At 25.4% G+C, this 23,696-nt stretch carries 24 protein-coding genes and 1 other annotated feature; of the genes, 5 read left to right on the plus strand and 19 right to left on the minus strand.

What is annotated here, in order from left to right; all coding sequences use genetic code 4:
* The first annotated feature begins 554 nt into the window (after nucleotides 1–554).
* Nucleotides 555–1,034 carry a peptide-methionine (S)-S-oxide reductase MsrA gene (msrA, locus tag MYPE_RS02915; RefSeq protein WP_044891382.1) on the plus strand — a complete coding sequence of 160 codons (480 nt, stop codon included), beginning with the start codon at nucleotides 555–557 and terminating at the stop codon, nucleotides 1,032–1,034.
* A gap of 107 nt (nucleotides 1,035–1,141) precedes the next feature.
* Here msrA and MYPE_RS02920 read toward each other — a convergent pair whose 3' ends face one another.
* Genes MYPE_RS02920 through gmk form a run of 3 tightly spaced genes read right to left on the minus strand, consistent with a single transcriptional unit; the run spans nucleotide 1,142 to nucleotide 3,574 of the window.
* On the minus strand, nucleotides 1,142–1,939 hold the full coding sequence (locus tag MYPE_RS02920; protein WP_011077385.1) for a protein phosphatase 2C domain-containing protein: 798 nt from the start codon (nucleotides 1,937–1,939) through the stop codon (nucleotides 1,142–1,144).
* Nucleotides 1,926–2,978, minus strand: a complete 1,053-nt coding sequence (gene rlmN, locus MYPE_RS02925; RefSeq protein ID WP_044891383.1) for a 23S rRNA (adenine(2503)-C(2))-methyltransferase RlmN — start codon at nucleotides 2,976–2,978, stop codon at nucleotides 1,926–1,928. Before rlmN ends, MYPE_RS02920 begins: the two co-directional genes overlap by 14 nt.
* A 5-nt stretch (nucleotides 2,979–2,983) precedes the next feature.
* The gene (gene gmk / locus MYPE_RS02930) at nucleotides 2,984–3,574 is read right to left on the minus strand and encodes a guanylate kinase (protein WP_011077387.1); all 591 of its coding nucleotides are present in this window, start codon (nucleotides 3,572–3,574) and stop codon (nucleotides 2,984–2,986) included.
* 79 nt (nucleotides 3,575–3,653) lie between these two features.
* On the opposite strand from gmk, the gene def reads away from it, so the two are divergent.
* On the plus strand, nucleotides 3,654–4,214 hold the full coding sequence (def, locus tag MYPE_RS02935) for a peptide deformylase (RefSeq protein WP_011077388.1): 561 nt from the start codon (nucleotides 3,654–3,656) through the stop codon (nucleotides 4,212–4,214).
* Nucleotides 4,215–4,380: 166 nt separating this feature from the next.
* Nucleotides 4,381–5,397, plus strand: coding sequence for an IS30 family transposase (locus MYPE_RS02940; RefSeq protein WP_011077358.1), 1,017 nt, complete (start codon nucleotides 4,381–4,383; stop codon nucleotides 5,395–5,397).
* 138 nt (nucleotides 5,398–5,535) lie between these two features.
* Here MYPE_RS02940 and MYPE_RS02945 read toward each other — a convergent pair whose 3' ends face one another.
* From MYPE_RS02945 to MYPE_RS02960, 3 genes are all read right to left on the minus strand, one after another.
* The gene (locus MYPE_RS02945; RefSeq protein WP_011077389.1) at nucleotides 5,536–5,892 is read right to left on the minus strand and encodes a hypothetical protein; all 357 of its coding nucleotides are present in this window, start codon (nucleotides 5,890–5,892) and stop codon (nucleotides 5,536–5,538) included.
* Between the two features lie 201 nt (nucleotides 5,893–6,093).
* Complete coding sequence (locus tag MYPE_RS02950; protein WP_011077390.1) at nucleotides 6,094–6,609, minus strand: hypothetical protein; 516 nt, start codon at nucleotides 6,607–6,609, stop codon at nucleotides 6,094–6,096.
* Nucleotides 6,610–7,170: 561 nt separating this feature from the next.
* A complete protein-coding gene (locus MYPE_RS02960; protein ID WP_011077392.1) occupies nucleotides 7,171–8,361 on the minus strand; it encodes an acetate kinase in 1,191 nt (396 codons plus the stop codon).
* Between the two features lie 317 nt (nucleotides 8,362–8,678).
* On the opposite strand from MYPE_RS02960, the gene MYPE_RS02965 reads away from it, so the two are divergent.
* Both MYPE_RS02965 and MYPE_RS02970 read left to right on the plus strand, forming a co-directional pair.
* The gene (locus MYPE_RS02965; RefSeq protein WP_044891173.1) at nucleotides 8,679–10,160 is read left to right on the plus strand and encodes a DDE-type integrase/transposase/recombinase; all 1,482 of its coding nucleotides are present in this window, start codon (nucleotides 8,679–8,681) and stop codon (nucleotides 10,158–10,160) included.
* 185 nt (nucleotides 10,161–10,345) lie between these two features.
* Nucleotides 10,346–11,761, plus strand: a complete 1,416-nt coding sequence (locus MYPE_RS02970) for a transposase (RefSeq protein WP_011077394.1) — start codon at nucleotides 10,346–10,348, stop codon at nucleotides 11,759–11,761.
* Between the two features lie 222 nt (nucleotides 11,762–11,983).
* On the opposite strand, the gene rplL is transcribed toward MYPE_RS02970, so the two are convergent.
* The 13 genes from rplL to MYPE_RS03030 form a co-directional block, all read right to left on the minus strand.
* On the minus strand, nucleotides 11,984–12,349 hold the full coding sequence (gene rplL / locus MYPE_RS02975) for a 50S ribosomal protein L7/L12 (RefSeq protein ID WP_011077395.1): 366 nt from the start codon (nucleotides 12,347–12,349) through the stop codon (nucleotides 11,984–11,986).
* A gap of 27 nt (nucleotides 12,350–12,376) precedes the next feature.
* On the minus strand, nucleotides 12,377–12,862 hold the full coding sequence (gene rplJ / locus MYPE_RS02980; RefSeq protein WP_044891269.1) for a 50S ribosomal protein L10: 486 nt from the start codon (nucleotides 12,860–12,862) through the stop codon (nucleotides 12,377–12,379).
* Between the two features lie 27 nt (nucleotides 12,863–12,889).
* Nucleotides 12,890–13,044 (minus strand) — a sequence feature (ribosomal protein L10 leader region).
* A gap of 104 nt (nucleotides 13,045–13,148) precedes the next feature.
* Nucleotides 13,149–13,886, minus strand: coding sequence for a glycerophosphodiester phosphodiesterase (locus MYPE_RS02985; protein ID WP_011077397.1), 738 nt, complete (start codon nucleotides 13,884–13,886; stop codon nucleotides 13,149–13,151).
* The gene (locus MYPE_RS02990; protein WP_129374455.1) at nucleotides 13,879–15,351 is read right to left on the minus strand and encodes an MFS transporter; all 1,473 of its coding nucleotides are present in this window, start codon (nucleotides 15,349–15,351) and stop codon (nucleotides 13,879–13,881) included. The genes MYPE_RS02985 and MYPE_RS02990 overlap by 8 nt, the downstream gene beginning before the upstream one ends.
* Before the next feature lie 16 nt (nucleotides 15,352–15,367).
* Complete coding sequence (locus tag MYPE_RS02995; RefSeq protein WP_044891270.1) at nucleotides 15,368–15,805, minus strand: TM2 domain-containing protein; 438 nt, start codon at nucleotides 15,803–15,805, stop codon at nucleotides 15,368–15,370.
* Between the two features lie 384 nt (nucleotides 15,806–16,189).
* Nucleotides 16,190–17,125: a hypothetical protein gene (locus tag MYPE_RS03000; protein ID WP_044891271.1), complete on the minus strand. Its 936-nt coding sequence runs from the start codon at nucleotides 17,123–17,125 to the stop codon at nucleotides 16,190–16,192.
* Between the two features lie 91 nt (nucleotides 17,126–17,216).
* Nucleotides 17,217–18,077 (minus strand): hypothetical protein, encoded by an 861-nt coding sequence (locus tag MYPE_RS03005; protein ID WP_011077401.1) that lies wholly within the window; start codon nucleotides 18,075–18,077, stop codon nucleotides 17,217–17,219.
* A gap of 32 nt (nucleotides 18,078–18,109) precedes the next feature.
* On the minus strand, nucleotides 18,110–19,114 hold the full coding sequence (locus tag MYPE_RS05420; protein WP_011077402.1) for an AAA family ATPase: 1,005 nt from the start codon (nucleotides 19,112–19,114) through the stop codon (nucleotides 18,110–18,112).
* Between the two features lie 141 nt (nucleotides 19,115–19,255).
* Entirely contained in the window at nucleotides 19,256–19,807 is a 552-nt protein-coding gene (locus MYPE_RS05425; protein ID WP_011077403.1) for a phosphoribosyltransferase, read from the minus strand.
* The gene (purB, locus tag MYPE_RS03020; RefSeq protein WP_011077404.1) at nucleotides 19,807–21,105 is read right to left on the minus strand and encodes an adenylosuccinate lyase; all 1,299 of its coding nucleotides are present in this window, start codon (nucleotides 21,103–21,105) and stop codon (nucleotides 19,807–19,809) included. Before purB ends, MYPE_RS05425 begins: the two co-directional genes overlap by 1 nt.
* A 9-nt stretch (nucleotides 21,106–21,114) precedes the next feature.
* The gene (locus tag MYPE_RS03025) at nucleotides 21,115–22,395 is read right to left on the minus strand and encodes an adenylosuccinate synthase (RefSeq protein ID WP_044891272.1); all 1,281 of its coding nucleotides are present in this window, start codon (nucleotides 22,393–22,395) and stop codon (nucleotides 21,115–21,117) included.
* Nucleotides 22,396–22,501: 106 nt separating this feature from the next.
* Nucleotides 22,502–22,669: a hypothetical protein gene (locus tag MYPE_RS05690; RefSeq protein WP_011077406.1), complete on the minus strand. Its 168-nt coding sequence runs from the start codon at nucleotides 22,667–22,669 to the stop codon at nucleotides 22,502–22,504.
* Nucleotides 22,670–22,723: 54 nt separating this feature from the next.
* Nucleotides 22,724–23,695 (minus strand): DHH family phosphoesterase, encoded by a 972-nt coding sequence (locus tag MYPE_RS03030; protein ID WP_011077407.1) that lies wholly within the window; start codon nucleotides 23,693–23,695, stop codon nucleotides 22,724–22,726.
* Nucleotide 23,696: the final 1 nt, after the last annotated feature.

A 23,696-nucleotide genomic window follows, 5' to 3' on the forward strand; every position in this document is an offset into this window, starting at 1 on the left:
GTTAAATAAAAATATTCTTTCAATAATTAGTTAATTTTATATAACACTTTAATTTATATAAAAAATCTTAATTCAAAATCATTATAAAGAAGTTAATTCTAAGCCTTTGAACAAAGTTAATCTTATATTTCTTGCAATGAACTTAACTAAATAAATAGCAATTTAAAAATTTCTCTAATAGTGGAATTATTTAAAAAATAAAAATAATAGATGAGAAATTAAATAATTGTAAAAACAGAAAAGTAGTTTAAATTAAAGCCTTATCTAAAGATTTAGAAATAGTAGTAATTGCAGTCTAAAACAGTTTTTAGATAGTCAATCATTCATTTACTACAACAAAAAAATTAATTCAAAAATTTCAAAATATGAATTCTTAAAGAAAGATGATAATATTCCAGAAGATTTTATTATAAAAACATCAAATGAAGCTGTTCAGTAATTAAACTCACAATATAAATAATGATTGCTAATACTGCTTATATTTTGATTTAAAATTTTTTTAATGATTCTAATGATATATAATTTATCAATCACTTTAATAAGGGGAAATTATGATTAAAAAAATATATTTAGCAGGAGGATGTTTTTGAGGAATTGAACAATATTACAATTTAAATCAAAAAATTATTTCTACAAATGTGGGATATCTAAATTCAAAAATTGATAATCCAACATACAAAGATGTTTGTAATAATATCACAGATGCAGTTGAGGCTGTTGAACTTACATATGATGATCAAGTTATTTCACTAAATGAAATTATTGATTTACTTTTCAAAGTTATAGATCCTACAAGCATTAATAAACAAGGTAATGATATTGGAAGACAATACAGAACTGGAATTTATAGTAGAGATAGTAATGAATTAATGGCTATCCAAGAAAAAATAAATGAATTACAAAACAACTATAGTAAACTAATTCAAACTGAAGTAATGCTTGTTGATAACTATTACTTAGCAGAAGAGTACCACCAAAAATATTTGGAAAAAAATCCTAATGGATATTGTCACATTAATTTAAAAGCAAAATAATCATAATATTAAAGTAAAACATAAGATTGAATTCTTACAATAATACTTATTAAGATTAAAAAAATACTTAGGGTGCCTAAGTATTTTTAATTTAATAATTAATTTAATTAATCTTTTAAAAAACCAATGTATGAGAAAGAAATATTATCATTTGATTGATTATTTAAAGCATAGTTCACTAAATCATTTGAAAGGTTTTCTGCATTCCCATCATGAGATAAGATGTCATATAAAGAACCTAAGTCACTAAAGAAATTATAAAAACCATCTGAAGCTAAAAAGACAAAAGAATTCTTTTTGATTTTAAATGAAACATAATCATATTCTTGTTTATCTTTAGTGTTAATTGAAATGTAATTCATTAAAGAATAAATCTTTTTACCTTTAGCCTCTATTTCTTCTTGTGGTGTTCCTGTTTTAATTAAATAATTTAGTAGGTTATGATCATCACTTAATTGTTCAAAACTTTTCTTATCAATTAAGTATGCCCTAGAATCACCAATTCAAAAAACATGGAAAGTGTCTTCAACAGATAATGCTAAAACTAAAGTTGTACACATTTGATTATGATCTTTAAATCTTAAGACATGATCAATCATTGCAAATTTTGCTCTTTCAATATTTTTTTCAAATCATTCATTAACATTAGTTAAAAGATATTCTTGTTTTAGAAAACTATTAACAAATGTTTTAGCTACAATTTCAGCTGCTTTTTCACTACCTCTACAACTTCCAATTCCATCACATACTATTAACAAATTATCTAGTAATTTATTTGTTCCACAATATGCATAATCTTCATTTTTTTGTCTTGTACCAGTATCAGATTTAGAATATAAAACTCTTCTTAACTTAATAAAATTATTGTTGTTATTAAAAAATTTTTCTAAATTAAACTTTTGCATTTCTTAGCTCCAATATTTTCTTTATTCTTAATTGTCCACAAGCTGCATCAATACTGCTTCCACGTTCAAGTCTTATAGTTGCTTGAATATTATTTTTCTTCAAAACATCAAAAAATTGTTTTCCTCTGACACTTCTAAAATAATTATTCTCAACTACTTTATTATAAGGGATAAGATTAACATAACACAATTTGCCCTTTAATAATTTTGCTAATTCAACTGCATTTTCATCACTATCATTTACATCTTTTATTAGAATGTATTCAATAGTTACTCTTCTTTTAGTGACTTTAATATAGTAATCCATTGCTTCTATTACTTTATCAAGAGAATAAACTTTATTAATTGGCATAATCTTATTTCTGATTTCATTATTTGGAGCATGCAATAAAATTGCTAAATTTACTTGGTTTTTAAGATCTGCAAATTCTTTAATTTTTTCTACTAATCCACAAGTTGAAACTGTGATTTTTCTAGGACTAATACATAATCCTTTTTGTTGTTTGATAACTTCAAAAAATTGAATTAAGTTTTCAAAATTATCAAATGGTTCGCCAATCCCCATTACAACCATATGAGTTAACTTATCATTAAAGTTTTTCTCAACATATTCTTTAGCAATTATAAATTGTTTAATGAATTCACCAACTGTAATATTTCTTTTCTTTCTAATTAATCCTGAAGCACAAAACTTACAAGCCATATTACAACCAATTTGAGAAGTTACACAAACACTATAACCATAATTAAATTTCATAATTACAGTTTCAATAAAATTACCATCTTCTAACTTTAATAGAAATTTAACTGTACCATCATGTTTATCAACTTGTAATTTATCTACAACCATATTTTCAAAAGAAAATAACTGTTTTAATTTTTCAATATTTTCTTTAGAGATATTTTTCATTTCATCAAATGAATCTACATGTTTAGAATAAATTCAATCAAAGATTTGTTCAGCAACAAAAGCTTTAATATTATTTTTTGTTAGTTCTTTTTTTAATTCTTGTAAAGTAAAACTATAAATCGAGTTCATAAGCATTATTTCTTTTCTAGTACCTTTTCATAAAGGATATGTCTTAATTTATCTGCTGCATTTTTAGCATCATCATTCAAGATGATAAAGTCATATTCATTTTGTAATTTTAATTCAACTTTAGCTCTTTTAATTCTTTGTTTAATTTTTTCTTTAGTTTCAGTATCTCTAATTTTCAATCTTCTTTTTAATTCCCTGATTGATGGTGGTATCAAAAAAATAGAAATATAATCTTCTCTGTTTAAAATGTCTTTAACCTTGGTTGCACCTTGAACCTCGATTTCTAAGATTACATTTTTATTTTCACCAATTAACTTATATAAATTTTTAATTGGTGTTCCATATTTATTGTTTGCAAATTCTGCTCATTCTAATAACTCACCTTTTTCAATTGCACTATTAAATTCTTCTTCAGAGACAAAGAAATAATCTACACCATTTTTTTCATGTTCTCTTGGAAGCCTGGTAGTCATTGAAATACTATATGTTAAATTAAGATCAACATTATTAATAACTTGATCAATTATTGTTTTTTTTCCAACCCCACTTGGACCACTAATAATAATTATTTTTCCTTTTTTATTTTTTTCTTCCATATTAAAACCTTATTAATATAAAATATTATTTGAGTAAAATTATATTAATTCTAAATAAAAATAGAGGAAAAAGAAAATAATGTTTAAGAAATTAGATCCATCTCCAAAATGAATTGTCTATGATAATAACCCAGTTATGCACAAACCAATTGAAGATGTTGTGTTTCCATTAACAAAAGAAGATGAGCATGTAATTAGCCAAATGCTTAGTTATGTTGATGCTTCATATGAAGGTGAAGCTGACAAATATGACATAAGAGCAGGAATAGGAATTGCAGCAATTCAATTAGGTTGCCCAAAAAAAATTATCTACATTCATTTAGATGATAAAAATGGAGAGCACAAATATTTGATGGCTAACCCTAAAATTATTAAGGAATCAACTTCAAAAATGTATTTAAAAAATGGTGAGGGTTGTTTATCTGTAAAAAAAGATCACAAAGGGCTTTCAATAAGAAAATCAATTGTGTGAGTAAAGGGAATTGATTTATTTACTAATAAAGAAATTGAAGTCAAAGCAACAGATTTATTAGCAGCTTGTTTTCAGCATGAAGTCGATCACAACAACAACAAATTCTATTACAACAGAATTAATGAGTCAGATCCTTACTATGTAGAAAAAAATTGAGAAGAAATTTAATCAATTGATAAAATAAAGACCATGCACAAGCGTGGTCTTTTATCCCCGATTGAAATGTGAAGTGCAACATGCAAAGTATAATTTGTATAGCACCTAACATTTCAATTTTTTATTTATTGGGATAAAAAAAAGTGCCCCCATATAAACGCACAAAGGAACACCAATTATGTTTTACACTACAATTACTCTAAATGATACTAACAAATACAGACATTTGTCTTATGGTGAAAGAGAAATAATAGGACATATGTATTTTGTTCAAAAGAAAAATATTAACCAAATAGCAACAGAATTAAAAAGACATAGATCCACAATTTTAAGAGAGATCAGAAGAAACAATAATGTTGAAGGATATAGTGCTGAAAAGGCACAGAAAAAATATATAGAAAGAAGAAACCATAAAAACTTTTTTCTATGACAAAAATACAAAACTTTCTCAGAATTATTTGCAGAAAAATACAATTGCAAATGACATGGTGTGGAATTAACTAGACACTATATAAAAGAAAATTATCCATGTGTTTTAGTTCCTTCCACTAAACAAATTTATAACTGAATACAAACAAATAAATGAATTAAAAAAAGATCAGACAAACTAAGAACTGCTTATATAAAAGGTAGAAAAAGAAAAAAAGGAATGTTTTCTAAATTTGATGAAAAGTATGTATTTCCCATATGGATGAGACCAAAACACATACTTAACAGAAAAGAGTTTGGTCATTGGGAACTAGACTTAGTCATAGGAAAAAGACAATCTGGTTATAGTAATTTATTGGTAATGGTAGAAAGAAAAACTAGAAATTCATTTATTACTAAAGTTGAGAACAAAAATCCTTTCACTATTAACTCAGCAATAAAAAGTTTAGTTAATAAAAACAACTTACATGTAAAGACAATAACAATAGATAATGGAATAGAATTCTCAAAAATAGGAATTGCAGCTTATTGAATAAAATGTAAAGTTTATTATTGTGAACCTTATGCTTCATATCAAAGGGGTTCAAATGAAAATGTTAATGGATTGATTAGAAGAGTGTATAAAAAAGGTACAGATTTTTCTTTGTTAAGTGATGCAGAAATAAACAATCTCCAAAACAAAATTAATAGAATGCCTAGAAAAATGTTTAACTATATGAGTAGTGATCAGTACTACAAAAAATGTATGAATTCTTTAAACTGATAAAATAAAAAAATTCTGCTCCCTTTTTTGAGGTAACAGAATTTCTTATGCTAACATTAATGTTGCACTTCATGTTTCAATTAAGGATAAAGACCATGCACAAGCGTGGTCTTTTATTTATAAATTTATATAACTTTAATTCTACGCATTTTCATATAGATTATGGTTTTTGCAGTATTTACCAGATTTTACATCTATCATATCTGCTTTAAGAACTGCAACATCAGATTTAACTTCAACCATGTCAGTTTTTAGTTGAGCAACATCTGTTTTTAATTCAACAATGTCTTTCTTCATTTCAACAATGTCTGCCTTAACTTGAACCATGTCAGTTTTTAGTTGAGCTACATCCTCTTTAAGAGTTTTCAGATCTAGTTCAATTACATCCATTTTATCTAGGATTTTACCCAGTATAACTTCAATTGAACTATCTTTGTCTTTGGGAGGAGGTATAACCTCATTAATTAATTTTTCTTTTTTTGTTTTAATAATTTCCATATAACACTTTGCTCTAGTTGTTATTATTCTAACATTGTTTTTATTGTGTAATAAGATTGATGTCTTATTAATATTTAATATATTAATAATAAAAAATAACCATACTAAATTTTAAGATTTAGTATGGTTATAGATGTTTATTTATAAAACAATTTAAAATTTCAAATTTATACTAACTAAGAGTGTTTTTATATATTAGATTTAAGCATTTTCATATAGATTATGGTTTTTGCAGTATTTACCAGATTTTACATCTATCATATCTGCTTTAAGAATAGCAACATCTTGTTTAAGAAGTGCAACATCTGATTTAACTTCAACCATGTCAGTTTTTAGTTGAGCAACATCTGATTTAACTTCAACCATGTCAGTTTTTAGTTGAGCTACATCCTCTTTAAGAGTTTTCAGATCTAGTTCAATTACTTCCATTTTATCTAGGATTTTACCAAGTATAACTTCAATTGAACTATCTTTGTCTTTGGGAGGAGGAATAACCTCATTAATTAATTTTTCTTTTTTTGTTTTAATAATTTCCATATAACATTTTGCTCTAGTTGTTATTATTCTAACATTGTTTTTATCATCTACAAAAACATTGCTATCTGTAATAAAGTGATCAACATTTACGATTTTGCAACCTTTTATCACAGATATAAATTCTTTTTCGGAAAATTGACCTTTAAAAGGTTTATTGTTGTTTTTATTGTTTTGGTCCATAATTTACCTCCATTTTCGTATTAACTGAATTATTGTAAAAATCCTTAGCTAGTTGGAAAAAAGTCATTTTATAAATTTGTTTTATAAATAATTGTTTAACTCTTATAAATTTCTTTTTAATACTTTCTGTAAAAGCTAATTTATTAATATTTGAAATTTTAAAAAGTCTGTTTACAAAATTAATAAAATAGTAAAATTTCATTTTTTGAATTTTTCTTTTAGTCAAATTTTGACCTCCATTTTTTTATTAAAGTTTGTAGGCATTCTTTATGTCTACACTATATGTATGTAAAAAAATCAGACCAATGTCATAACTTTTTTAAAAAATTTTTTATTTTTTGAATTTCATTTCATTCATGTTTGTACTCCATTTTAGTCGTTAACAATTTGTAGACATTCTTTATGTCTACACTATATGTATGTAAAAATTCAGGGTCAATGTCATAACTTTTTTTAAATTTTTTAAGTTTTGATAAAAAATAAAAAACTCTTTTTAGAACTATTAATTCCAAAAAGAGTCAATTTAAAACACTTAATATGTAAAGCAATCTTAATTATAAATTAATTGTTAGATACAATTTTTTGAGTATCTTGAGCAATTTTTAATTCTTCATTTGTTCTTACAACAAAAACTTTATGTCTAGATAATGGTTGGCTAATTCTTGCTCATTCACCAACTCTTGTTTCATTTATAGAAGGATTTAAATCTAATCCTTTAATCTTTTGACAAATTTGTTTTCTTACATTTCAAACATTTTCACCAATTCCACCAGTGAACACAATTCCATCAACTTTATCTTCCAACATGTTTTTGTACATTGCAATGTAATTTACAATTCTTTGAACAAAGATTTCAGTTGCAAATTCATAGTCATTTCCTGGTTGTGTATTACTTTCAATATCTCTAAAGTCAGAAGAACCACAAATTGATTTAAGACCTGATTCTTTATTTAATTTATTAAAAATTTCAGCTGCTGACATTCCAGTTTCTTTTGCTACTAAATCAAAAACAGAAGGATCAATATCACCAGATCTAGTTCCCATTATTAAACCACAAAGAGGTGTTAATCCCATTGTTGTATCAAATGATTTATCTTCCTTTACACAACAAACACTTGCACCATTACCTAAGTGACAAATAATTAAATTTAAAGGTCTATTAATATTTAAGATATCATGCATTTTTTCAGTTATATATCTATATGAAGTTCCATGGAATCCATATTTTTTAATTCCATAGTTTTCAATTCATTCTTTAGGGATTGCATAATATGAATTAATTTTAGGAATTGAAGTATGAAAAGATGTATCAAATACTGCAACATTTTTAGTATTTGGAATTTTATTCATAACAATTTTTAACACATCTGCTTCTGGTTTATTATGAAGAGGTGCAAGAGTAATGCAATCTTCAATTATTTTTAAAATCTTATCATCAACTAAAGAAGACTCAGATAAACTACCACCTTGAACAATTCTGTGTCCAACACCAACAATATCTTCTAGGTTATCAACAATCTTTAATTCAACTAGTTTATTAAATAAATAATCAATTGCTAAATCATGATTTTGAAAATCTGCATTACCTTCATATTTCTTAGTTTCATGGTTTGATTTATATTCAATTTTGAAAAAACCATCAATCCCAATTCTTTCACAAATACCAGAAACTAATTCAGCCATATTTCAATCATATAGTTTGAATTTTAAAGAACTACTTCCTGCATTTATAACTAAAATACTTTTACTCATAATAATGATTTCTCCTATTTTCTATTACAACCATTTAATTTTAATATCTTGTTGCAATAATTAATAATATAAATTAAAAAATATTTAAAAAATGTGGATTTTACAAGACTTTGTCCCTAAAAAAGACTAATCAATTATTTGTGATTTTGTCCCTCTTGGAGTTTAATCTAGTGAGGTGTTTTTTTATGAAAGAAATAATAAAAAACAATTTAACAAAATTTGAGTGTGGATTTTACAAGACTTTGTCCCTAAAAAAGACTAATCAATTATTTGTGATTTTGTCCCTCTTGGAGTTTAATCTAGTGAGGTGTTTTTTTATGAAAGAAATAATAAAAAACAATTTAACAAAATTTGAGAATAGTAGGTTCTGAATTTTAGAAGAAATGGGTTCTTTGAATAAAAAAGGAAAGTTAAATCCAAAAACTTTAAGTAATAAAACAGGATATTCAATCAAACAGTCTAGAAGGTTTATAAAAAGTTTTAAAGATAATACTTTTTTGATTAGCCATAAAAACAAAAATAAGGAAAATGTTAACAAAATAAAAGATGAAGTAAAAAGAGCAATTATAGAGAAATATATTGAAGTAACTACTCCATGCAAAGAAATGAGTGATGGTCATTATGAAATGACTCATTTAGATTTTTATTTAGATGAAATAAAAGACAAGTTTAATGTTAAATACGGATTTGTAAATAAACTTCTAAATGAAAATTTTTTACTCACTTCATATTCAAAAAAGATCACAAGAAAAACTATGAAGAAAAAACTTAAAGAAGGAAATTTAGCAGAGTTAAAAATCCAGGAAAAAATTTTGGAATTTCTAAGAAAATATAAACCAACGTACACAGAATATTTAAAAACTAAAAATCCCCCTTATGTAAAACACAACTATGATTTTGGTCACATAGTTGAAGTAGATGCTTGCGTTAGTGTTTGAATAGGAATTAAAAAATACTACATATACCATGCCATTGATGCTGGGACTGGTAAGTTACTAGGTTTTTGAATTGATGATGAGGAAACAAATTTTGGGTATTGTAAACTGCTTAAACAGGTCCTAGAAAAGTATGGGGCTCCAAACATTATAAAAACAGACAGAAGAAAAACATTTTGATCTGAAAATTCAGTTACCAATTTAACTTATTGTTTAAATAAACTAGAAATACAAGTTAAGTCAGAAAGCCAACCAACTTTTAAAGCTAATGTTGAAAGATCATTTAAAAATGCACAACAAATTTATTACAAATTATTTTTAAAACATGGTTTGAATACTAAAGAAAAAATACAAAAGAACTATCAGTTAATTGTTGATGCTTACAATCAAAGATATAAAAAGTCTGAAAAAGGAAAAAGAAACCAATTCATAAAAATAAGTAAAGATGATTTAAAAGACTTGTTCTATACAACTAAGATTTGTAAAGTTCTAAAAGGTTTTTATTTTTTCCTTAATGGGAAGGCTATGGGTTTGTTCACCAAAGAAGATAAAAGAGTTAATATGAAAAATCAAATCTTATTAAGAACCAACATGTTAACGGGTGAAAAATTTGTACTTGATAAAAATACTAAATATTTTGCCAGAGAAATAAATGATGATTTATTAAACGAATATATAAATGAGATTCATGATAATGAGTTTTTAAAATTAGAAAAAATTAAAAGAAAAAGTATAGCTACTTCTAAAGCTATTTATCAAAAAAATGAAAACACAAGAATAGCTTTAGAAAGATGAAGCGACAGTTTAAAAGAAAGGGAGGAAAAAATTAAAATTAGAGAAATTGAACTTTCTTTAAATATTTAATTGAGCAATAAAAAGCAAAAACCAAAAATATCAAAAAGCAACTAAATTATATTTTTCTCATTGATATAATTTAGTTGCTCCAAGTTCTATTTAATAGGGACAAAGTCACATAAAATTAACAGAAAGAAATAATAAAAAACAATTTAACAAAATTTGAGAATAGTAGGTTCTGAATTTTAGAAGAAATGGGTTCTTTGAATAAAAAAGGAAAGTTAAATCCAAAAACTTTAAGTAATAAAACAGGATATTCAATCAAACAGTCTAGAAGGTTTATAAAAAGTTTTAAAGATAATACTTTTTTGATTAGCCATAAAAACAAAAATAAGGAAAATGTTAACAAAATAAAAGATGAAGTAAAAAGATCAATTATAGAGAAATATATTGAAGTAACTACTCCATGCAAAGAAATGAGTGATGGTCATTATGAAATGACTCATTTAGATTTTTATTTAGATGAAATAAAAGACAAGTTTAATGTTAAATACGGATTTGTAAATAAACTTCTAAATGAAAATTTTTTACTCACTTCATATTCAAAAAGGATCATAAGAAAAACTATGAAGAAAAAACTTAAAGAAGGCAATTTAGCAGAGTTAAAAATCCAGGAAAAAATTTTGGAATTTCTAAGAAAATATAAACCAACGTACACAGAATATTTAAAAACTAAAAATCCCCCTTATGTAAAACACAACTATGATTTTGGTCACATAGTTGAAGTAGATGCTTGCATTAGTGTTTGAATAGGAATTAAAAAATATTACATATACCATGCCATTGATGCTGGGACTGGTAAGTTACTAGGTTTTTGAATTGATGATGAGGAAACAAATTTTGGGTATTGTAAACTGCTTAAACAGGTCCTAGAAAAGTATGGGGCTCCAAACATTATAAAAACAGACAGAAGAAAAACATTTTGATCTAAAAATTCAGTTACCAATTTAACTTATTGTTTAAATAAACTAGAAATACAAGTTAAGTCAGAAAGCCAACCAACTTTTAAAGCTAATGTTGAAAGATCATTTAAAAATGCACAACAAATTTATTACAAACTATTTTTAAAACATGGTTTGAATACTAAAGAAAAAATACAAAAGAACTATCAGTTAATTGTTGATGCTTACAATCAAAGATATAAAAAGTCTGAAAAAGGAAAAAGAAACCAATTCATAAAATTAAGTAAAGATGATTTAAAAGACTTGTTCTATACAACTAAGATTTGTAAAGTTCTAAAAGGTTTTTATTTTTTCCATAATGGGAAGGCTATGGGTTTGTTCACCAAAGAAGATAAAAGAGTTAGTATGAAAAATCAAATCTTATTAAGAACCAACATGTTAACAGGTGAAAAATTTGTACTTGATAAAAATACAAAATATTTTGCCAGAGAAATAAATGATGATTTATTAAACGAATATATAAATGAGATTCAGGATAATGAGTTTTTAAAATTAGAAAAAATTAAAAGAAAAAGTATAGCTGCTTCTAAAGCTATTTATCAAAAAAATGAAAACACAAGAATAGCTTTAGAAAGATGAAGCAACAGTTTAAAAGAAAGGGAGGAAAAAATTAAAATTAGAGAAATTGAACTTTCTTTAAATATTTAATTGAGCAATAAAAAGCAAAAACTAAAAATATCAAAAAGCAACTAAATTATATTTTTCTCATTGATATAATTTAGTTGCTCCAAGTTCTATTTAATAGGGACAAAGTCACATAAAATTAACATGCAATAATTAATAATATAAATTAAAAAATATTTAAAAAAGGATATCTTTTTAACAAGATATCCTTTTACATTTAAGTTTGTTTTTTTAGAAATTAGTTAATTATCATTCAACAGTTGCGCCAGCTTCTGCGAATTGTTTTTTCATGTTTTCTGCATCTGCAAGTTTAACACCTTCTTTAACTTTAGAAGGAGCATTATCAACTAAAGCTTTAGCTTCCATTAATCCTAATCCAGTAATTTCTCTTACAACTTTAATAACAGCAACTTTGTTACCACCAACATCTTTTAATGTTACAGTAACTTCACTAGGAGCAGCAGCTCCACCAGCTGGTGCAGCAGCAACTGCAACTGGTGCAGCAGCAGAAACACCAAATTCTGTTTCGATTGCTTCGATTAAATCTTTAATTTCTAACATGCTCATTTCTTTTAATGAGTCAATAATATCTTTAGCACTTAATTTAGCCATAATTAATTCTCCATTTATTTTATATAATTAATTTTTTGTTTCACTTACTGCTTTTAAAGCATATAAAACACCACGAATTGGTCCTGTAAGACAAGATAATAGCATTGAGTATAATCCTTCTCTGTTTGGAAGTGATGCAATTGACATAGTTTTTTGTGCATCTAAGAAAGTTCCTTCTACATAAGAACCTTTAATTTTGATGCATTCATTGTCTTTAGTTAAGTTAAAAACTTCTTTAAGAGGAGCAATTTCATCTTCTGTTCCTCAAACAATTGCATTAGGTCCAACTAAATCACCAAATTCTTTAATATTTGCTTTTTCTAAAGCTCTTCTTAAAATATTATTTTTTAAAACTAATAATTTACTACCAGTTTTAAATAAATCTTTTCTTAGTTTTGTAATAGTAGCAGCATCTAGCCCTAAGTATTCAAAAATAATAAATGATTTAGATGATTTTATTTGTTCAGAAATCTCACTACTTAAATTATCTTTAAATTGAATAATTTTTTTCATAGAATATTTCCTTATCCATATTTTTTGTAATATACAAAAATAACTTGCCCTTTTGAAAAATACAAAAGACAAGTTATGTTAAGATCTACAACTTTATAAAGATAAAATATTTGTTGTATACCTCGGTAACAAATTAAGGTTAATTCACCAGTTACTGTCTTTAGTATATTACTAAATAATGATAACAAATTTTTTAATGGTTTAAAAAATAAGTTTTAAAAAAGTTAATAAAAAAATGTTAGGAAATAATTTTACTTCCTAACATTTGATTTAAAAATTAATAGTTTTAATATTTGTAATTACTGATTAAGAAATGAACATCTTTATCTTTTGCATAATGTTCATAAACTTTAGCATCCTTAATAGTTCATAAATTAAATGGTAATCCTAATTTTAAATAGTTATCTTTTTCCTTTTTATAGATTTCAGTTCAAGGATGAAGATATTTACATACCTTTTTAATCTCTTCTGGATTTACTGCCTTAAATTGAGATTTAGTTCATCATAAAAAACCATTAGTTCATTTAGGGTTTAATTCATGTAAAGTTTTTAAAGAATTGAAATTGAAAGATGAAAAGATAATTTTTTCATATGCATCATCATATGTTTTAACTAATTCATCTAAGTACTTTTCAATATTTGGATAAACTATAATATCAGTTTTAATCTCAATATTTAGATAACTAATTCTATATAGAAATTTATCTAACAATTCTTTCAAAGTTAAGATTTCTTGTTTGGGGCAATTAATTTTAAAAAATGCTGCTTGATCCAGTTCTTTTAATTCTTTTAAAGTAGAATCTTTAATCATTTTTTTAACTAAGCTAGTTCTATAAGTATCTTCATCATGAATAACAACTAATTGATTATCTTTGGTTAAATGAACATCAATCTCAAAACCATCAAATCCAAAATTAACAGCAGTTTCAAATGCTAATTCTGTATTTTCAGGTGCAATCCCACTATAGCCTCTATGAGCAAGTATTTTAGTGTGAGTTTTTGATATATCTACTTTTTTATGCATTGTTTAAAGCTCTTCATCTAAAGTAATTAATATTGTGTTTACTTAGTTGTTTGTTATTAGTTCAATACACTAAAAATCCTGCAACCAACCCAATTAAAGCAACTATCATCCCAATTCCTATAATTATTTGATAACCTGTTTGAGTAACAACTTGAGTATTAGGATCAGTATAATCTGATGCTATTGCACTTCCTAGTTGATAAAATCATGCATCACTACTAAATCCAATAAATGACATTAAAGCATTTGCTGAAGCATAACTATTTTTTGGTATTTGGATTTCACTCATTTGTGCATATCTTAAAGTTACCATTACTCATGATAGGAATGAAGAAATTAAGAATAATCCTGACATGAATATCATTGCAAATAATTTATAACCATCGCTTAAAGTTTGGAAGTAGTTTAATGTTCCACTCGGTGAAATACCAGGTAAGAATAAGAAGATTGCAACAATTACTAACCCTACTGTTAAAGTAATTAAAAGTAATAATGTTAAGCTTCTAAATGAATCAGATTTTTTACCAATTCATGCACTTACCAAAAATCTTAAACCATATAATCTAAAACCTGAAATTACTAGCAATGCAACTGTTGGCATTAATAGAACATTAGCTAGCATTTGATTTAAATAATATGCAAAAATAGATTGGAACATATACATTCCCATTAAGAATACTGATAATGCTCAAAGTTTTCAATCTTGTAAAACTCTAGCAAAAGTTTTAATATTAACAGCAAATTTTTCAGATGTAGGTTTTTCAACTACAAAGAAGAATACTAATACACCAATTAATAACAAACATGCTGCAAAGATATAAATGTAAATTGCAAAAGGAACTACAAGACCAGGTTGTGCTTCTAAAGCTTCAGGAGTAATAGCAGTATTACCAGCATTGTATTCAATTACTTGACTAACTGCAGTTCCAATTCCAAATACAAATACTAAACCTACAATTCCATTTAATGAACCTTGTAAACCATAAACTAAACCTTGGTTATCTTTATTACCTTGTTGTGAAACAAGTTTTCATAAAGGTGTTCAAAATAATGGAGTTGTTGCAAATCCTCAAAGTCCAAAAATTATAAAGTATTGGATTTTTAAATTCACATAATCTAAATCTCTTGATTTGATAATCAATGTACCAAATCAAATTGTAATAACTCCAGTCATAATGGTTGCTATTGATAACAATTTTTTTGAGCTAATTTTATCAGCTAACCACCCACCAGGAAGTTGTGTTAGTAAAACCACTCAACCAATAATAGAAGTCATAGTACTTACATCAGCTTCACTAACATTCAAGTAGACTTGTAAATTAGGTACAAGAGATTTTAAATAATATGGAGCTGCAATTACAAAACAATCTGCTGCACCTAATAATAAAATCCCAATTATGGTTTTAGGACCTAATGACTTCAATTTAGCCCACATTGAAAGATCTTTCTTTTTATTAGCTTTCATATTTTTCCTCATTTATTTAATTTAAATTTTGAAAATCATAATCTCTTGGTTTGACAATCCCTATAACAATGTCACCAAAATAAAAAGCAGCCGCAGTACCATAGAATAGTATTGAAAATACTATTACAATATCAGGGTATGCAGCATACAGTGCCAAATTAGGATCTACTGTTAAATAAATACTAACTGGTGTAACAATTAGAATAAAAAATAGTTTGATAAATGCTGAGATGTACTTTTTCAAGTAGAAACGATCAGCACCAAAAAATCCTAAAAAAATAGCTAATAATAAATTAGTTTTCTTTTTATATGGAGATGTTCCAGAAGACCAATACTCTGGAATTTCACGATCATAAATTAAACCTTGTTGTTTTAGCTCATTAGCTTTTTTAGAATCTTCAATAATTTCTTCTTGTGTAAGAAAATATTTTTTCTTTTGCTTTTTACCTTCCATGTTTCCTCCTTTCATATGTTTTTATAAAAAAGTAAATAATTGCTAGTCAGTTAAAATAAGCTAACAAATATACTTTTAAAAATTTATAGGTGATTTATGAATTATTAAATAAACAATCATAAATCTACTTATATATTAAAATGAATAGCAAACTTGCTTTTTAACAAGTGTTATTAATTTTTCACATAAAAAAGATGTTTTTATTAATGTAATCAAAAATTGAATTTTATTGTATATATAATATGGAAAGTAAAAATATAATTACTGAATTTAATTTTTATAAAACACAAAAAATCTTATTTGGTATTCAAATAAGATTTTTAATTTTATATATGGAAGCACTAATAATTGTTTAATTGTTAAATAAAAAAATCCATTTGGATTTTATTCAAATGGATTTTCTTTATTGTATTTTACATAGTGCACATCATCTTCTTTTTTATTCTGAAAACTATTTGGGTTATTATAGTTAGGAATATTAGGATTTGCACCATTATTATTTAAAACATTTTCACTTTGAAAATTGTTTGGATTTGGTTGATTTGAATTAATTGGAACATTCACATTATCTTGTTGGCTTAAACTTACCACAGGAGCATTGTTAATTTCATTTAAATTAGATTCTTTTAAAGCTAAAACATTTGCAGGGTTTGCAACATTTGAATTTCTATAAATTGGATCTTGTTGAATAATAGGATTTACTGGATTTGCAGGAGAACCAGGATTAACTAAATTTGCATTGTTAATAGAACTATTTAAATTTTGAGGACCATTTAATTGGTTATTGTTTTGTTGTTGATAATGGTTTAACTTGTTATCTGCATTTGTATTAGATTCTAAAGATTGAGCAATATACTTTTCATTTGCAACAGTTGCAATGTTTGGAGATTGTTGAACTTCTTTTTTAACTGAAGGCTTAGACTCTTCAATTTTTTCATCTTTAGAAGCTGTATGAAAATTATGAACTTCTCCTCTAACAAGAGGGTTAACATTATATTTTGAGAAATCAAAATCTTGCTTATTAATAATTTCAATATCAGAACAATCAAACATGTATTTCAATTCAGAAAATAATTTTTTCTTATTCTTTTCTTTTTCTTTCATTACTAGTTGAAAGATTACTCTAAACACTTTGTTGTCATCATTTACAAAATTAAAGAAAGTATAATCTTCACTACTAAAGTATGATTTTTCTTTTAATAATTTTTTATCTAAAATTTGTTTATCACTTAAAGTGTTTTTAGCAATTTCAGCAACTGTTCTTCTAGAGAATGACAAAACAACTACAAAAGGTGTTTTAATTTTTTTCTTTTTAAACATGTTGTTCCCCTTTTTGTTTTTTAATATTTTTATAATCTTGAAAGAAGTTAACTTAATCAATTTTTATAATTAACTAATCTCTTAATTAAGATTATTCTACAAGAATTAATGATGGATTTAAATATCTTTCTAGAATTGTTGTAAAATACGGTTCAGCTTCTTTAAGCTTTTGAATATCTTTATTGTAAATAGTGTTACCATAAGCATTTCAATATTGGTTAGTTGGATCAATTTCATAAATCATGAACATCATTCTTCTTAAGAAGTCTGCACTTTCAAACATCAATCCTTGACCATTAACATTTACACCATTTCTTATCTTTACAATTGATATTCTGTAATAATCAATTTTATTTTCTGTAGTTTTAGAAATGTTACCTAAAGACAAACTTTCAAAATCATATAGTTTGAAATAGTCTCTAATGATTTTTCTGTAGTCTTTTCAATTCATGTTTCCACTTACATTAATCAAAATAGTTGCCTTTTTGAAAATAATTGATTTTTCTTTAATGAAAGTTAGCATGTTGTTGGGACTTAAGTTATTTAAGTAACTTGGAATGTGTGGAACACCACCAACAGTACTGAATTTAACTCTCATTTTTTTAACACTATTAACTTTTAGTAAACTGATTTTTTCTTGATTTAACCAAGTTTCATTAATGTAATCTTCCATTGTAGGAAATTCAAAGAAATTACTCTTTTTATCGATGACTCTGTGTGAAGCTAAATTTAATTGAGGAAAAGATGGTTTTTTTCTTTTTGTATTGATAATCATTTGATTAATCATTTCAGCATATTTTTCACCTGGGTATTGTTTAACAATATCAACAAGTTCTTCAAGATATCATTCATCAATATAAACAACTGTCTTTTCATTGATTTTGATTTCAATAACTCTTGATTTGATCAATTGATTATCTTTTTTCTTTCTACTTATTATTTTTTTAGCCATACTTTTTACCTAAGCCATTATTTTAATTCAGCTTATCTAGCTGCAGTTTTTTTAGGAACTGGACCTCTAGCAACTGTTTTCTTTGCAACATCTGTTTTTTCAATAACAGTAATTGGACTTCCAGTTTCTTTTCTCATAAAGCCTTCAATTAATGCATAAATTCTTTCTTTAATTTTAGGAAGTGCAGTTTTTAAAATTGTCATCTCAAAAGCTTCTTTTCAAGAGTGGCCAATCGAAATAAGTCTTAGACCTAAAATTAAGGATCTTGTTGAACAAATTAATGGTAATTTTTCAGCAATTACAATTTTTCTAGCAGCAATAAATCTATCAAAGTATTGTTTTCCAAAAGGGTAACCTCTAGCAAACTTTTCTTCTAATTTTTCATCATATGGCATTTCTAAGAAGATAAAACGGTCAAGAGTAGCAATATCAAGTTGTTGTCTTGCAGTATATCCATTACCAATATCTATCCCATTAGTATTACCAGCACCAATTAATCTAAATCTTTCATGAGCAATTACTCTTCCCACAGGGAAGTCTAAAAAGCCATTAGCAAGTGCAGCATTAATTGTAATTAAAGCTTCTGGGTTTGATGCATCCATTTCATCAAATAAAAATAATCCACCATTTTTAAAACAACGGTAAAAATCAGTTTCTATATAATCACCTTTTGCACTTTTGTATCCTACTAATTTATATGGTTCTAATACTGCTCCACTAAAATAAAAATCTAGTTTTAAAGTCTTAGCAATTTCTTGAGCCATATAAGTTTTCCCTACACCTGGTGCAGAGTATAAATAAACATTAAAATTTTTAGCTATTAATTTTAAAACAGTCTCAAATAAAAAGTGTTGTTTTTTAGCATCTCTTAGTTCAATGTCTTTGATTTCCATTGACTCTAAAGTTACTTTTAAATCTTTGGAAGTTATTCCATGCTCCAGATGATGAATAATCTCTTTAGAAACTTCTAAAAGCTTTTCATCTAAGGCTTTGGAAACTTCCTCTCTTATCTTTTTTTTACTATTGAATAAATCCATAAGTTGTCTCTATTTTTTTCCCAAATATTTTTTAAAATTCAAGTATTATTTTACTTTAAAGAGTTAAAAATAATAATAAGATTTTAAAATTTTTTTAAACCTTTAAAAATTGATAAAAATATCATTTTTCAATAAATATCCTTATCTTTTTTCAATTTTTACAACACCCAAATGTTTAAAGTTTCTGTATTTATCTCTGCTATCTAATCCAAATCCAGCAACTCATTCATTCGGAATGTTTGTGCCTATTCAATCAGGTTTATATTTGTCTTTATAATCACTTATCTTATTAAATAATGTACATGTTTTAATTTCTTCTACATCACAATTTTTAATGAAATCACAAACCTTTTGAAGTCTTACTCCAGTATCAATAATAGTGTCTAATATTAATATCTTGTGTCCTTTAATTTCTAAAGGATCAAAATTTGCAATCACTTTAATATTAGAATTTTTAGAAACTGATTTATGACCTAAAAAAGTCATTTTAACAGTTTTAAAAATTGTTGAAAAATCCAATAATGGTAACAAGTGTCCTGCAAAGATAACACTTGAATCTAAAATTGGAATTACAACAACATCACTATTTTCAAAACTTTTGTAATAAGCATTTAATTCAAAAGATAGTTTTTTTATTACATCCTTTATTTCTTCATAAGAAAATAAAATTTTAGCAAAGCAATCTTGGTACATTATCTAAAAATCCTTTTATAAATATCATTGATATATTTTAAATGATGTTTTTCATCAAAAATAAAATTAATATCTTTTTCAGTTAATCCATCAGCCAATTTAGATTTTAAAATTTCACTTTTAAAATCTAAATTATTGTTAAAACACAACAATGCTATTTTTTGAATTTCATCATATACAAATTCTCTAGAAAGATTTTCATTTTCCAATAACTTTAATAACAATGCTTGAGAGTAAATTAAACCATTAGTTAGTTTCAAATTCTTTTGAATATTTTTTACATATACATTAAGATTTGCAATTACTTTAGTTAATCTTTCAATTACATAATAAGTAAGTGTTGTAGCATCTAAAAACATAATTCTTTCATTTGAAGAATGAGAAATATCACGCTCATGTCAAAGGTCATTATTTTCTAATGCAACATTACTATATGCTTTAATCATTCTAGAAAGCCCACAGATATTTTCTAAACTAATAGGATTTTTCTTATGTGGCATTGCAGAGCTACCTTTTTGATTAATATCAAAAAATTCACTAACTTCAGAAACTTCAGTTCTTGATAAGTGTCTTAATTCAGTTGCAATTTTTTCAACTGTACTTGCAATCACTGCAAGAGTTGCAAAATAAAATGCATGATTATCTCTTTGAATAATTTGAGTAGAAGCATTCGATGAATTAATCTTTAGTTTCTTACAAACATAATCTTGAAGTTTTAATCCAGTGTTTGCAAATGTACCAACAGCACCACTAATCTTTCCAACCTCAACTTCTTTTCTAGCAAGATTTAATCTTTCTAAGTTTCTATTTAATTCATCATATCAAATTGCAAATTTATAACCAAAACTAGTAGGTTCTCCATGGATCCCATGAGTTCTACCTATTTGAACTAAATCTTTATATTTAAAAGCTTTCTTTTTTAGTTCCTTCATTAAGTTTTTAATTGCTTCAATAATTAACAAATTTGTTTCTTTAAGCATCACTGCATTTGCAGTATCTACAACATCTGTTGAAGTTAAACCATAATGAATTCACTTCTTAACACTGTCTTCTTTTATGTTTAAAGATATTGCTCTTAAAAAAGCAATAACATCATGTTTAGTGTTTTTTTCAATTTCATAAATTTCATTTAAATCAAAAGACATTTTTTCATTTAATAAATTAAATGTTTGTTCATCAATTTTTTTACTCACATAAAAATAGTTAATTACACACTTTTCAATTTTCAATCAAGTGTTAAATTTATTTTCATCTGATCAAATTTTAGAAATTATAGGAACTTCATATCTTTTAATCATATTTTCACCTTAATTATCTTTTATTATTGTTTGATTACGATCTGGACCAACTGAAACAAATCTAACTCTTACTTTTAAAAAGTTTTCAATATAGCTTATATATCTTTTTAAATTTAAGGGTAAATCATCATAACTTTTGATACGACTTACATCTTCACTTCATCCATCTAATATTTCATAAATTGGTTCACATTTTTGTAACTCTTCAATAGATGATGGCATGTAGTTTAGTTGTTTATCATTTCTTTTGTATCCTATACAAACTTTTATTTTTTGTACCTTTGATAAAACATCAATTAATGTAATAGCAATTTCACTAATTCCACTAACTGTTACAACATATTTTAATAAGAATAAATCTAATCAACCTATTCTTCTAGGTCTTTTAGTAACTGTTCCATATTCATGACCTTTTTCACGAATATAATGTGCTAAATTTTCCTCTTCAATTTCACTAACAAATGGACCACTTCCTACACGTGTAGAATAAGCTTTAACAACTCCTAAAATTCTTTTAATTTTATTAATTGCTAATCCAGTTCCAGAAGATACTAAACCAATTACATTACTAGAAGTTACATATGGATAAGTACCATAATCAATATCAAGCATTATTCCTTGAGCACCTTCAAATAAAATTTTATTATTTCTTTCATAAGCATAGTTTAATAAAGCAACTGTGTTAATTACAAAAGGTTTAATTTGTTGTCCTAATTCATAGTATTGTTTAGCAATTGTATATGGATTAAAAATTTGTTTTCCATATCTACTAAATAAAACATTTTTAATTTGTAAGTTATCTTGAATCTTAGCTAATAAAACATTGAAATCAAATAAATCACAAACTCTAATCCCAACTCTTGAAACTTTGTCAGTATAACAAGGTCCAATCCCTTTATTAGTTGTCCCTATTTTTTTTGATCCTTTTAGTTCTTCAAGCATTTTATCCATTTCAATATGGAAATTAAAAATAACATGACATTTATCTGAAACATATAAGTTGTCAGTACTTACTCCATTTGATTTTAAATACTTAACTTCTTCTAATAATGTAATTGGGTTTAAAACTACACCATTAGCAATAACTACTCTGTTTCTAGGGTTAAAAATTCCAGAAGGAATTAATCTTAATTTAAAAGTTTTGTTGTCAAAAACAATTGTATGACCAGCATTGTCCCCACCTTGATATCTCACTATATAGTCAAATTGATTGGATAAAAGGTCAACAAATTTTCCTTTACCTTCATCACCAAATTGAGAGCCAATAATCATCAATAAATTTTCATTCATAAGTAAATTGTTCCTAATCAGTAAATTTTTATATATCAAACATTTATTATTATTACAAATAATATAAAAATTAGAGTATTTATTTTAAATAATTTACTAATTAAAATTAATTTACTTTTTCAGGTTCTTTTTTATCATTTTCTTTTTCTTCAGGTTTAATTTCATTTTTAATAAATAAAGGTTTTCTTTCAATTTTCATTTTTACTATTACTTCATTTACTTCACTCTTTTGAACCTTTTTATTTTTCTTGTTCTTTTTATTTCTATGTTTCATATTATATTTCTCTTTGTATCTTTATCATATTGTAATAAATAAAAAGAAGGTATTCTAACCTTCTTGATTTTGCAATTCTGCCAAATATGATTGTAGTCTTTCAACTACCTTATAAAAGTCTTTTTCATTTTCTAAAGTATATCCAGCTGCAAATTTATGACCACCACCATTAAATTCACTAGCAATGTGATTAATTTGAATATCTCTACTTCTCATAGAACCTTTTCAACTTAAAGTTTGTTCATCAAAATAAACTGTAGTTCAAATATAAACACCTTTAATATCTGATAGTAAATGAACCATTGAAAATTGTGGATAAATATTAAATTTCTTATGAGCACCTTTAGGAATAACAAAATATGCTACTCCATTTTCAATATGCATTCTTTTCATTAAGTAATTTGTAAATTCAATTTGATATGGTTCTCTTAAATAAATTGAATCATGTACTTCACTTCTTCTAAAACCAGTAGAAATTAATTTACTTGTTACTTCATAAGTTGAAGGTAAAGTATTACTATGTAAGAATCTTCCAGTATCAGTTAATATTCCAGCATACAAATATTTTGCACATTGAGCACTTAATTTTAATTTAGATTCCAAAAATAAAGAACCTCACATTTCACAAGTTGCTGGGATCATAGGATCAATTCATTCATAGTCTGCAAAAGTTTCAATTTGAGGATGGTGATCTACTCTTATTGTTTCTTTACATAATGTATTTTTTCTAGAATATACTCTTGCTGTATTAGCAGTATCTGAAATAATACCAAGTGATGAAGAAATGAATTCATTTGATGAAGCATTTTGTTCAGCATCAAATTTAAAAAGAGAAGAACCATAAAGTTCAGATAATGTATCTAAACCAATAATTTTCACATTCTTATTTTTAAAGTTATCATTTATAAATTCTCTCACAGCAAAACATGACCCTAATGCATCAAAGTCAGGTCTCTCATGAAAAAATAATGAAATGTTTTCATACTCTTCAATTTTTTTAATAATAATTTCTGTTATATCCATCATA

Source organism: Malacoplasma penetrans HF-2 (genome assembly GCF_000011225.1).
Classification (GTDB): Bacteria; Bacillota_I; Bacilli_A; order Mycoplasmatales; family Mycoplasmoidaceae; genus Malacoplasma; species Malacoplasma penetrans.